Annotated in this window: 15 protein-coding genes; 6 read left to right on the top strand and 9 right to left on the bottom strand. The window is 54.5% G+C overall.

The genetic code is table 11. The features are described 5' to 3' along the window. The gene (gene slmA / locus HZS79_RS14550; protein WP_162219189.1) at positions 1–609 is read left to right on the top strand and encodes a nucleoid occlusion factor SlmA; all 609 of its coding nucleotides are present in this window, start codon (positions 1–3) and stop codon (positions 607–609) included. A gap of 90 nt (positions 610–699) precedes the next feature. Here the strand turns inward: slmA and rpoH are convergent, their stop codons facing one another. The 4 genes from rpoH to ftsY all read right to left on the bottom strand — a co-directional run bounded on the left by rpoH (position 700) and on the right by ftsY (position 4,762). Next, positions 700–1,566: an RNA polymerase sigma factor RpoH gene (gene rpoH, locus HZS79_RS14545; protein ID WP_162219190.1), complete on the bottom strand. Its 867-nt coding sequence runs from the start codon at positions 1,564–1,566 to the stop codon at positions 700–702. Positions 1,567–1,713: 147 nt separating this feature from the next. Next, complete coding sequence (ftsX, locus tag HZS79_RS14540; protein WP_162219191.1) at positions 1,714–2,760, bottom strand: permease-like cell division protein FtsX; 1,047 nt, start codon at positions 2,758–2,760, stop codon at positions 1,714–1,716. Further along, positions 2,757–3,425, bottom strand: coding sequence for a cell division ATP-binding protein FtsE (gene ftsE, locus HZS79_RS14535; protein WP_179928222.1), 669 nt, complete (start codon positions 3,423–3,425; stop codon positions 2,757–2,759). The genes ftsX and ftsE overlap by 4 nt, the downstream gene beginning before the upstream one ends. Further along, entirely contained in the window at positions 3,422–4,762 is a 1,341-nt protein-coding gene (ftsY, locus tag HZS79_RS14530) for a signal recognition particle-docking protein FtsY (RefSeq protein ID WP_179928221.1), read from the bottom strand. The genes ftsE and ftsY overlap by 4 nt, the downstream gene beginning before the upstream one ends. A 90-nt stretch (positions 4,763–4,852) precedes the next feature. Here ftsY and rsmD point away from each other — a divergent pair, with 90 nt between their 5' ends. Together rsmD and HZS79_RS14520 are read left to right on the top strand one after the other, a co-directional pair. Next, complete coding sequence (rsmD, locus tag HZS79_RS14525) at positions 4,853–5,476, top strand: 16S rRNA (guanine(966)-N(2))-methyltransferase RsmD (protein WP_179928220.1); 624 nt, start codon at positions 4,853–4,855, stop codon at positions 5,474–5,476. A 107-nt stretch (positions 5,477–5,583) separates the two neighbouring features. Beyond that, positions 5,584–5,778, top strand: a complete 195-nt coding sequence (locus HZS79_RS14520; protein WP_162219782.1) for a cell division protein ZapB — start codon at positions 5,584–5,586, stop codon at positions 5,776–5,778. On the opposite strand, the gene rimI is transcribed toward HZS79_RS14520, so the two are convergent. The 5 genes from rimI to HZS79_RS14495 form a co-directional block, all read right to left on the bottom strand. Further along, positions 5,775–6,248: a ribosomal protein S18-alanine N-acetyltransferase gene (gene rimI, locus HZS79_RS14515; protein ID WP_179928219.1), complete on the bottom strand. Its 474-nt coding sequence runs from the start codon at positions 6,246–6,248 to the stop codon at positions 5,775–5,777. The genes HZS79_RS14520 and rimI overlap by 4 nt on opposite strands. Next, complete coding sequence (locus HZS79_RS14510) at positions 6,245–7,114, bottom strand: hypothetical protein (RefSeq protein WP_179928218.1); 870 nt, start codon at positions 7,112–7,114, stop codon at positions 6,245–6,247. Before HZS79_RS14510 ends, rimI begins: the two co-directional genes overlap by 4 nt. Next, a complete protein-coding gene (locus tag HZS79_RS14505; protein ID WP_162219785.1) occupies positions 7,111–7,419 on the bottom strand; it encodes a BolA family protein in 309 nt (102 codons plus the stop codon). Before HZS79_RS14505 ends, HZS79_RS14510 begins: the two co-directional genes overlap by 4 nt. Positions 7,420–7,462: 43 nt before the next feature. After that, positions 7,463–8,866, bottom strand: coding sequence for an MFS transporter (locus HZS79_RS14500; RefSeq protein ID WP_179928217.1), 1,404 nt, complete (start codon positions 8,864–8,866; stop codon positions 7,463–7,465). An 88-nt stretch (positions 8,867–8,954) separates the two neighbouring features. After that, the gene (locus HZS79_RS14495) at positions 8,955–9,341 is read right to left on the bottom strand and encodes a hypothetical protein (protein ID WP_179928216.1); all 387 of its coding nucleotides are present in this window, start codon (positions 9,339–9,341) and stop codon (positions 8,955–8,957) included. A gap of 184 nt (positions 9,342–9,525) precedes the next feature. Here HZS79_RS14495 and HZS79_RS14490 point away from each other — a divergent pair, with 184 nt between their 5' ends. The 3 genes from HZS79_RS14490 (at position 9,526) to HZS79_RS14480 (ending at position 11,813) form a co-directional block, all read left to right on the top strand. Beyond that, the gene (locus HZS79_RS14490; RefSeq protein ID WP_179928215.1) at positions 9,526–9,933 is read left to right on the top strand and encodes a DUF2170 family protein; all 408 of its coding nucleotides are present in this window, start codon (positions 9,526–9,528) and stop codon (positions 9,931–9,933) included. 91 nt (positions 9,934–10,024) lie between these two features. Then, entirely contained in the window at positions 10,025–10,720 is a 696-nt protein-coding gene (locus HZS79_RS14485) for a PspA/IM30 family protein (RefSeq protein WP_179928214.1), read from the top strand. 46 nt (positions 10,721–10,766) lie between these two features. Then, positions 10,767–11,813 carry an ion channel gene (locus tag HZS79_RS14480; protein WP_179928213.1) on the top strand — a complete coding sequence of 349 codons (1,047 nt, stop codon included), beginning with the start codon at positions 10,767–10,769 and terminating at the stop codon, positions 11,811–11,813. Positions 11,814–11,833 lie beyond the last annotated feature (20 nt).

Raw genomic sequence — 11,833 nt, 5'->3', positions numbered from 1 at the left:
ATGAGTGACGAACAAAAACCTCGCCGCCGCGAGCAGATCTTGCAAGCCTTGGCCATTATGCTGGAAGAGGATAGCGGCAAGCGCATTACAACTGCGGCGCTTGCCCGCCAAGTGGGCGTTTCAGAAGCGGCGCTGTACCGCCATTTCCCAAGCAAAGCGCGCATGTTTGAGAGCCTGATCGACTTTATCGAAGAAAGCATCTTTGCGCGCATCACTCGCATCCTAGAAGACATCCCTGATGCAACGTCTCGCTGCGGCACCATCCTCACCCTGTTACTGGGCTTTGCCGAGAAAAACCCGGGGCTTGCCAGGGTATTGGGAGGCGATGTACTTACTGGTGAAACGGCTCGACTGCGCCAACGGGTGCATCAACTGTTCGAGCGCCTGGAAACCCAGCTAAAACAAGTACTACGAGAAGCTGAGCTGCGGGAGGGACTGCGAACTAGCATATCGCCTTCAGCAGCAGCCAATCTATTGATCGCACAGGCCGAGGGACGTATTTCTCAGTACGTGCGCAGTGACTTCAAACGTTTGCCGACAGAACACTGGGAGGACCAATGGGGGCTTCTTTCCAGCCAATTATTTCGAGAAGCCGCGCAACCGGCTTAGTTAGCCTCTGACACATCAAGCAATCAGTCACCCAATAAAAACGCCCCGCAGGCAGTGCCTTCGGGGCGTTTATTGAGCGCAGCTATCTAATTAGGCGGCGATAGCGTCGCCCATCTTCTGGCGCAGCTTTTTCATCGCATTCTTTTCAAGCTGACGAATACGCTCAGCACTAACACCATAGGCGTCGGCTAAGTCATGTAGCGTAGCTTTGTTATCTGTCAGCCAGCGACGCTGCAAGATATCCCGCGAGCGCTCATCCAGCCCTTTCAAGGCTAGCTGTAAGCGGCGCGTTGAATCTTCTTCAAAGTCGCTATCTTCTAGCTGCGTTGCCGGATCAGCGGAGGCGTCATCTAAAAAATACGCTGGGGCTTGATAGGTGCTCTCTTCGTCGTCACTCGGTGATGCGTCGAAGCCCGCATCGTAAGCCGACAAGCGACCTTCCATATCGCGCACTATCTCAGGCTTCACGTTGAGGTCTTCTGCAATCGCATTGACTTCATCGTTGTTGAGCCAGGCTAAACGCTTCTTGGCGCTACGCAGGTTAAAAAACAGCTTGCGCTGAGCTTTCGTGGTGGCAATTTTGACAATTCGCCAGTTACGCAGCACAAACTCATGAATTTCGGCTTTGATCCAGTGCACGGCAAATGACACCAAGCGAACACCCTGATTGGGGTCGAAGCGCTTGACGGCTTTCATTAAACCAACGTTACCTTCTTGAATTAGATCGGCCTGAGGCAGACCGTAACCTGAGTAACTGCGAGCAATATGCACAACAAAACGCAAGTGCGAAAGTACCAAACGCCGCGCAGCTTCTAAGTCGCTTTCATCATAAAGTCGGAAAGCAAGCTCGCGCTCTTCATCAACGCTTAGTACGGGTATGCCGTTAACCGCTCGAATATAGCCGCCCAGATCATGACCTGGAGAAAGCTGCCCCACCGGTAGAAGACTAGTGCTCATGTGCAGGTGGTCTCCCTTGTAACCTATCGTGGTTGAATTAACTCTAAGACCTTAGCCTAAGCGTAAGGTTCAATTGACCGATGCATTCACTGCATAAGACACCTAGCGGGGTGGAAATTCCCGCAAATACCCGCATAACACATATAATTAACGCGGACTTATACTAGAGAGATGGCGCGTAACCGCCAACCAAGCTCCCAGCCAGCCCAGTAGTGTACTGCAAGATAGCAGAATTGTAGAGCCTGTCATGTCTAACTGCGGCAATACGAAGTTCGCCCCATAACTTGCAGCAAGCGCTGCCACGGGCATCGACAGCCAGTGATTACCGAGCCCTAACAGTCCCAGTGCCAACAGGCCTCCGCCCACGCCGTACCAAGCTCCACTGTACAAAAAGGGTCTACGAACAAACGCATGGGTCGCGCCAATAAGCATCACCACTTCGATTTCCCTACGCCGACTCTCAACCGCAAGGCGTATCGTATTCCCCACCACTAACAAGACACCAAACCCAAACAGCACCCCTAATGCAAGGGCAACCCGACGCCCCAAATCCGCCAAATGGCGCAAGCGCTCAACCCAGGCTAAGTCCACCCGTACTTCATCAACGCCCGAAAAGGTTTCAAGGCGCAGTGCAAGCTGCTCCATGGCGGTAGGCTCAACGCTTTGCGGGTAAATGACGATACTGGTGGGGAGCGGATTATCTTCCAGCCCCATCAACGTATCGTCCAGCCCCAGCGACTGCTGGAACTCTGCCATTCCCTGCTCAGGGCTAATCAAACGTGTTTGTGCGACGTCCTCATCAGCGACAACAGCCTCCTCGATGCGCGCCGCCTGGGGGGCGTCGATGGACAGTTCCAAGTAAATAGTCAGCGTCGCACTCTCGTCCAGCTCTGCATCCAGCAGCTTGGCGCTATCCAGCGTTAACCAAAGCGCTGCTGGGAGAACCAGCGCAATGGCAATGGCCAGCATGGTGAGCAAACTACCAACAGGGTGGCGCACAAGACGATAGAGGCTATCCAGCGCCATGGCTCGGTGGTGGCGCCCCCAGGCCCGCAAACGGCTGCGAAAACGCGTTTGCTGGGAACGTGCGCCACGCCGTGCAGATGGCTCACTGGGCGTGGGCGGCTTAGCGGATTGGCGTTTGCCCTTATTAAAAGCCGCGCCGGATGGACGAGGGGTGGCAGCACGCTTCATACAGCCCCCTCATCCGCCACAAGGCGGCCATCGCGCAGGCGCAAAACTCGGTGACGTAGCCGAGCAATCAGTGCTAAGTCGTGGCTGGCAATCATTACCGTGGTGCCAATACGATTGAAGTCTTCGAACAGTGCCATAATATCGGCAGAAAGCTGCGGATCCAGGTTACCCGTAGGCTCATCGGCCAGTAATAGCGCTGGTTTGTTAACCACCGCACGAGCAATACCTACCCGCTGTTGCTCACCGCCGGAAAGCTCTACAGGCAAGGCTTTTTCACGGTGTAAAAGCCCAACTTTATCCAGCGCTGCGCGCACGCGCCGCGCCGCTTCGCGGGGCTCCAAACCTTGAATTTCCAACGGTAATGAGACATTACGAAACACACTGCGATCAAATAACAATTGGTGGTCTTGAAACACCACACCAATTTGCCGACGGTAAAACGGTACTTGGCTGGCGTGGAGCTGGGCAATATCGTGCCCAGCCACGACCACTCGGCCGCGACTGGGCTTCTCAAGGCGCATAATCAACCGCAGCAACGAGCTCTTACCCGCCCCGGAATGCCCGGTCAGGAACACCATTTCGCCTCTTGCAACGCGAAAATTCAGGTGCGCCAATGCCTCAAAGCGCCCTCCATAGCGCTTACCCACATGTTCAAAAGCGATCATGCGCGGCCATCATCCCCTTGCCGATCAAACAGCGCGTTAACGAAGTCATCTGCCTCAAAGGGGCGTAGGTCATCCAGCCCCTCGCCCACACCAATAAAGCGAATCGGTGTTTTTAGCTGCTTTGCCAATGCGAAAATAATCCCGCCTTTGGCGGTGCCATCCAGCTTAGTCAATGTAATGCCACTGATCGGCACGGCGTCGTTAAATGTGCTGGCTTGGGAAATAGCGTTCTGCCCCGTCCCAGCATCCAGCACCAGCATCACTTCATGGGGAGCTGTACTATCCAGCTTTTGCATAACGCGATGGACTTTTTTCAACTCTTCCATCAGATGGCTCTTATTGTGCAACCGCCCTGCTGTGTCAGCAATCAGTACGTCTACCCCGCGCGCTTTGGCAGCCGCGACAGCATCATAAATCACCGAAGCACTATCGGCGCCAGTGTGCTGTGCAATCACCGGCACGCTATTACGCTCGCCCCACACTTTGAGCTGCTCAACCGCCGCAGCACGGAAGGTATCACCTGCAGCAAGCATGACGCTTTTACCTTCACGCTGGAAACGCTGGGTCAGCTTGCCGATAGTTGTCGTTTTACCTACGCCGTTAACACCCACCACAAGTATGACGAAGGGTCCTTCGCTCTCTTTTTCAAAGTTTAGAGGCGTTGCTACCGGCGCAAGCATCGACGCCAACTCTTCTTGCAAACCGCGATAAAGCGCTTCTGGGTTATTCAGCTCTTTACGCGACACTCGTGCTTCAAGACGCTCAATGATCTCGCTGGTGGCTTCAATGCCAACATCCGCCATAAGCAGCTGGGTCTCAAGGTCTTCCAACAGTTCATCATCGATCTGTTTTTTACCCAAAAACAGATCAGCAATACCATCGGTTAAATTGGCACGGGTTTTACCCAGCCCAGACTTAATACGTGCGAACCAGCCTCTCTTTTCACCTTTCTCTGCCACTGGTTTCTCTTGGAGGGCAGGTTTAGGCGCAGGTGTTGTGACTGGTTCTGGTTCTGGTTCTGGTTCTGGCTCTGGCTCTGGCTCTGGCTCTGGCTCTGGCTCTGGTTCTGGTTCTGGTTCTGGCTCTGGCTCTGGCTCAGGTGCTAGCACTGATTCATTTGTCAGTGCTTTTTCGGACGCTTCTTCGACAGGTAGCGTGCTTTCCGTTGCCTGCGCAACAGCTTCTTCATTATTTGGCGAGGCCTGCTCTGTTTCATGCTCTAGCGCTGGCTCTTTGGCAACCTCTACTTCGCCATGCTCCTCTTGCGACAGCGCCTGCTGATCTTGCTGCTCCTTCTGGGAGTCGTGCTTTTTCTTACGTTTGAAAAAACCGAACATAGGTGTCATCCGACTAAATAGGTGAACATTGCGATTATCCTACCATCGCAGACCAAGACTTTGGATAAGTAGCCCGCTACAATCCGCGTTATGAAACGACAACGCTCTTCTCGCTCCTCTACATCTCGCTCATCGACGGCTCAACGCGGGCAGGTCAAGGCATCGGGCAAATTGCGCATTATCGGCGGCGACTTTCGCCGCCGCCAGCTGCCGGTGCTTGATCACCCGGGGCTAAGACCCACCCCTGACCGCGTGCGTGAAACGCTGTTTAACTGGCTCGGCCAACACCTATTTGGCAAACAGGTACTGGATCTTTTTGCCGGAACAGGGGCACTCGGCTTTGAATCACTCTCCCGAGGTGCTTCCAGCGTTACCTTTGTGGAACGCGATGCCCAGGTAGCCGCATTAATTAGCCAAAACATCATAACCCTTGGGGCTAGCAATGGCCGGGTGATTTCGGCCGATGCCCTAACGTTCCTTGGCCAATCCAGCCACCTCGCTGATCTGGTCTTTCTTGACCCACCGTTTCACCAAGGGTTAGCCGCCCCGTGCTGCTCAGCGTTAGAAGCCGGCAGCTGGCTCGCTGACGATGCCATGATCTACGTGGAAACTGAAAAGTCTCTCTCTCCAGAAGTCCCCGCCAACTGGCAGCTTTACCGAGAAACTCTCGCTGGCGAAAGTGCCGCTCGACTCTATCTTCGTAAACCCGTGTAAACTGCGCTTGCCGCAATCTTACAGCGGCGTTACGCTCGCCCAACTGAATTACTATTTTGTCCCCGTTATGGCAGGTAATGTACCTGTCGACATTACTGGAGGTAGACATGAGTCTTGAGTTATTTAACCAGTTGGAACAGAAAATCACCGACACCGTTGAAGCACTGGAGTTGATGAAGCTGGAAAACGAAGAGCTGCGTAGTGAGAACGCTCAGCTATCCCAAGAGCGAGAAGAGTGGGAACGTCGCTTACAGGGCGTACTGAGCAAGTTTGAAGGCCTTGATGACGTCAGCGCGCCTTAAAGTAGGCGCGACATCAATAGCGCATCTTCCCGCCCGGCCGCGCTCTGTGCAGCCGGGTAGTAACCTCGGCGTCGACCATCTTCATTAAACTCATAATGCTGATAAAGCCTTATCGCACGCTGGTTGCTTGCCCGCACTTCGAGTAGTAAGCGTTCGCTTTGCCACTGTCTAGCGCGGGCAACCACTTCGCCAAGCAACTTCCCGCCGACTCCCTGACCTTGCTTTTGCGGGAGCACCCCTATCGCTTGAAGCTCTGCTTCAAATGGCAAACGAACCACGATGGCATAGCCAAGCAATAGCTCACCGGCGGACACTTGGCCAAACAAGGCTTCCTGTTGCCAGTAACCAATCACCAGTGAATTAGGGTCGTCCAGTACATCGCGAAGATGCTGCGAGCTTATGCCACTGTTAGCTTGCGCTTCTAATGCCTGTAACTCAGCACTATCAGCTGTACTTAATGGGCTTATCACTGGGTGGTGACCTCAACACGCCACAGCTCCCCAAGCGCCACCAGTGCAGGCCAAAGCTTACGCTTGGCACTCGCTTGCTCGGTCAGCGTTTTCAGAGCAGGACCTTGCCAAACAGGCAGCGACAGCGTTTGGCTGCATTGCTGGCTAACCGCCATGACCCGCGCTAAGGGCGAATTATCGGGTAACTCGTCAGATCCCCACCACAATACGCGCTCTAGCCGCCATCCTTGCCTGCCAGCCGCACCAGCGATAAAGGCGGCCACCCCTTCTTGCGCTTCTTCCAGCGGCTCTTCTGGCAGGAAGGTGTTGGCCATTGGCGGCCATTTAAAGTGCGCAACCGTGGGCATCTCACCGTTCAACACGCCAGCAGCCCGCAGCATATTGCCAAGCAGTTGCTGTTCAACAGGCGTTATTTCACCCTCATGAAGACTTAACCAACGGCCTCCAATACAAACGCAGGAAAGGCTGAACGTAAGCGGCTCGACCTTGCTAACAGACTGCTTCTCCGGCGTAGAACCTTCCTGTGTAGAACTTTCCTGTTTAGAAGCAACGGAGGCGTCGGCTGGCTTACTATCAGCAACCGGTGGCTGCCCAAGCAGTGCACGCACTGCAGCGGGGGCCGAAGAGGATACCGTGCCAGCGGCCACAGGAGCGCTATCACCTTCAGGCGACTGATTACGCGGGCGCGGCGGTGAAGGTGCGTCGTCCAACAGCGCGTGAAGGCGCTCTCGCGGCGGAGTGGCAGCAGGCGCATCTTCCCATTCGCACGTCTCGGTGGGAAGCGCGTTAGGCAGCTGATATTTGGATGCCCATCCAGTGATGCCCATGGCATCCAGATACTGCCGGCGAATAACGTCTGGGGTCACTGGCCGCCGCCACGACAATTGGGCGAGTCAGGACGCTCACCGCCTCGCACCTGCCACTCTTTCGGGGTGTAAAGGTGCAGCGCCAATGCATGCACTGGGCCAGACAACTCATCAGCAAGCAGGGCGTAGATCTGCTGGTGGCGCTTCACCGGCATGATGCCCTCGAAGCTGTCACTTACCAGCGTGACTTTAAAGTGTGTCTCAGCGTTAGCTGGCACGTTATGCATATGACTTTCGTTTTCTACGTGCAGCACGTCGGGCGCTAACGCCGCTAACTTCTGCTCAATCTGTGTCTGCATCGCCATGAGTGCTTTCTCCTTCAATCAGCAACCGATCTATTGTACGCCCTTACTTGCTAACAGACGATGCCCGCCGCTCAACGAGAGCACGCTGTGCCAGTGCCACCCGGGAAAGGCTTACCACCAGCGCTAGCAGCGTAGTGCCCGCCCCCAGCCATAACGTTATCTGGACGGGTGAACCCAGCGCCAAGGCTGCCCCCACCAAGGCCACCCCAAACGATTGCCCAACGGTACGGGTGGTGCTCATCACGCCGGATACGTTGGCACTTCTTTCAAGCGGCAGGCTGCCCATCATTTCACGGTTATTAGGTGGCTGAAACAATCCAAAACCTATACCGCACAATGCGGTGCGCCACAGACTACCTGCCACACCCGTCGTTTCGTCTACTAGCGCCAACGCAACTAAACCAATAATCAGCAGCACCAAGCCTGCGCTTGAAAGTAGGCTGGGATTAATCCGATCAGCCAAACGACCTGCCAGGGGGCCAACAACCATAATCGCTAACGGCCATGGGGTGAACAGCCATGCCGTTTCCAGCGGCGAGAACCCCATTTGCTCCTGGTAAAAAAACGATAGCGCGACAAATGTTAGTCCCTGACCGATAAAGGCCAACCCTGATGCAGAAACCGCCAACGTAAAGCGTTTTTCAGCAAATATGCTTAGCGGTAGCAGTGGATAAGGTGCGTGGCGCTGGCGTTGAATAAACAGCGCACAAGCCAGCACAGCTACCACCGCCCAACCAGCGCTTTGCCACAGCGGTGCGGCGTGCCCAACCGCATCCATGGCAAGAAAGAAGCTGGCCAGCATCAGCATTGATAGAAACGCACCCAGCCTATCAAAACTACCTTGGCGTGGTTTATCTCGGGGCAATGCGCGAATGGCGAGCCACAACGAGCACACGCCAAGCGGTACATTAAGTGCAAATAGCCAGGGCCAGTCGGCAAACGAGAGGATGACGCCACTCAACGTTGGGCCTGCCGCGTAGCCACCGGCAACCACTAACGCGCTAAGCCCCAGCGCGCTCCCCAATAAGCGCGCCGGAAAGATCGCTCGATAAAGTGATGGGCCGATAGAAAGCGTGGCCGCCGCACCTAAGCCTTGTAAGGCGCGAAACACTAGCAACGTTTCTAAATTACGCGATAGCGCTGCGCCCAGCGACGCGACGACGAAGGTAGCTAGGCCGATTAAATAAAGCCGTCGCCGAGTTACCAGCTCACTGACGCCTGCAAACACAAGTAGAAACGCAGCGCATACCACCTGAAATACATTGGTGACCCACACCGCCCTAGAGGCGGGCACATTGAGGTCAGCTGCAATCGTCGGGAGGGCCAAATTAACCATAGTGGTGTCGACCACCGCCATCAGCGTACCAGTTACCAAGGCCAGCACTGCTAGCGCACGCTCAGGCCCCGGCAGGCCATCATCACCGGCTCGAGTTTCAAACAGTCGCATGGTGGTCAGTTCCTAAACGTCACCATTAAAAACAATGAAACCGGCCGGAGCCGGTTTCACAATACGCTTACATCAAGACGGCGATACGCTAGTCTTGCTCATTGTCGAGCAAAAGCGCGTCATCAACCTCGGAAATTTCAAGTGCGGTTTCGTCGTCAAGATCAATCGCAAGGTAGCTATGCTCAATGCGTAAAAAGTCTTGAAACAGTGACCAATCAAGCTTTTCTGGCCATTGGCGCTCATCCTCTTCCCAAGCACGCAGCTCGGTCTCTAGGATTTCTATATAGCGCTCACGAACAAAAGTTTCAAGCGCTTCGGGGGTATCCATCTCTGGGATAAGGTACACCGTACTTTCACGTTCGACGTCGTCCAGGGTCAGGTCGTCGTCTCCCATGGTGGGTTCGAGCGCATTGATCCAGTCCACGAAGGTCTGGGTCGGCCTGACGCTCAGGGCAGAGCGATTTAGCAGTTTCATGGGGTTCTCCTCGCCGTCGAAACGTTGATCATTATGGGTGCTAACGGATTAGTTTGCCATCGGTGCAGACGCAATATCGATTCATTCGGTAAAATGCGGAATAATTTATACTTAATAACACTAACGTTACTCATCGGCATGGCTGTTACAGTCCTACGCCGGACAGACCATTAGGATACGCTCAATGAACGCACAAACACGACTTGAAACGATTAAACAAAGCGTGGAACAGAACGAACTGAACTGGCCTACCGCTGATGTTAGCCTCGATCAAGACAACGATTCACTGGTGTTTACGCTCAAAGACTACGGCGATCTACCTGTGACTCTGACGCACTCCGACGAAGAGTGGTTGGTGATGACCGAAGTGGCCCCCACCAGCGCGGTTGAGGACATCAACACCTTCAACGATGCCTTGTTACGCTTGGGCATGGCCCTGCCATTAGTCAGCGTCGGCATCCACACCCTGGGTGATGAAGATTATTACGTGGTCTACGGCCAACTGTTTACGGATTGCAAACTTGAGGCCATCGGTGCAGAGATTGAGGCCTGCGCTCAGGCCGCACTGGAAATCGCCGAACTAATCAATTGATTGTTAAATAAATTTAGACACCAGCCAAGTACCACTCTATTGTTAGTCCCGCGCGCAAGCGTCGGATTGGTTCGCTTTAAGGAGTTACCCAATGTTACTACGCAAAATGTTTACCGCACTGCGCGGCAAAGCCACTGAAACCGGCGAAGCGATTGTCGATAGTCAGGGGATTCGTATCATGGAGCAGGAACTGCGAGACGCCAAAACGGCGATGAACAGGGCCAATGAAGAACTCACTACCATCATGGCTAGGCGCAACCTTGCCGCCAAGGAAGTGGGTACGCTGGCGGATAAAATGGCGGAGTATGAAAAAAGCGCCATGGCCGCGCTTGAGAAAGGTGAGCAGGGTCTAGCCGAAGAAGTCGCTGCAGAAATTGCCCGCCTGGAGAGCGAACACGAAATCGCTCAGGCCAATGTCGCCCAGTACGATGGCACCATCGAAGCGCTGAAGTCGACCATTGCCAAATCGAAAGGCGAAATCCGCCGCGTTGAGCAGCAAATGTCCCACGTCAAGGCCACTGAAGCCGCGCAAAAAGCACAGGCTGCTGTCGCATCTCAACATGCTGGCCAAAACGCCAGCATGAACAGTGCCGTTGCCTCTCTTGAACGTATTAAAGAGCGCCAAGCCCTGCAAGCTGAAAAGCTCAAGATTGGTGAAGCAATGCAGGCACAGGATTCCGGTGCTGACCTGGAAGCACGTCTTTCCCAGGCAGGTATCGGCAAACAGCAAACCTCGGGAAGCGATGTGCTGGCCCGCCTAAAAGCCAAACAAAATTCCGGCAGCTGAGTGCCAGTGTTAACACTACCGCCTGAACGCAAGGAAGACTGACGTCATGCCAGTGCTACAACAGCTACTGAAAGCTTTAAAAGCCTCTACGATTAACGTCAGCTGGACGTTCCTGTTGTTACTGGCGCTGGCACATATGGCAACCTCGTGGCTGCTAATGTGTCTCACCGGTGAAGAGGTCACGGGCTCACTGGCGTTGTGGCTCTATTTTTACGTCGTCACGGCGTCCACCGTGGGCTACGGTGACTTCTCGCCAACCTCGACCGCGGGGCAATTGGTTGCTGCGCTTTATCTGATTCCGGGCGGCATTTCGCTGTTTGCTGCCCTAATCGGCAAGGCGACCGTTACTGTGAGCCACTTTTGGAGGCAGCAAATGCAAGGGAAAGGCGATTACAGCGATCTCACTGGCCACACGGTAGTGCTGGGCTGGCACGGAGAAACCACTGAAAAAATCATTGATATTCTCAAAGCCGACCGGCAGCTCCCCGATGAGATCGTGCTGTGCGTGACGAAAGATATCAACAACCCACGTCCGGGTGATTTAAAGTTCATCAAAGGTGACAGCTTCGCCAACATGGAGCTTCTCAAGCGTGCTGGCATTGAAAGCGCCAGCCGCATCATCATCTACGACGACAGTGATGAGCGCGTGGCCACCGTAGCGTTGTCTGCCTATAGCTTGAAATGCCCTGACTGCCATATCGTTGCGCACTGCGAAAACCCCACAACTGCAGCTATGCTACGCAGGACTCTGCCAGGCATCGAATGCACCGAAGCCATGGCATTGGAAATGCTCGTACGTTCAGCCACTGACGCGGGCATCAGTCGAGTCGTCAACGAGCTGCTTGCCGTTAACCATGGTGCCACTCAGTACCAAACGCGGCTGCACGATATTCCCAAAGGCAGTACGTTTGGCCAATTATTCAACCAGGCCAAGCAGGCGCATAATGCCACCCTGTTGGGAGTCACCGCTGACAGCGGTGAGGCGAACATGCTCAACCCGCCCTCCACCCGTGAGCTGAATGATGGCGATGTGCTGTATTACATGGCCTATGAGCGTCTGACGTCGGCACATTTTTCATCACTGCTGACATGACACCCATCCGTTTTGTGAAG

Source organism: Vreelandella zhaodongensis (genome assembly GCF_013415115.1).
Lineage (GTDB): Bacteria > Pseudomonadota > Gammaproteobacteria > Pseudomonadales > Halomonadaceae > Vreelandella > Vreelandella zhaodongensis.
This window is presented reverse-complemented; position numbering and strand designations above follow the sequence as displayed.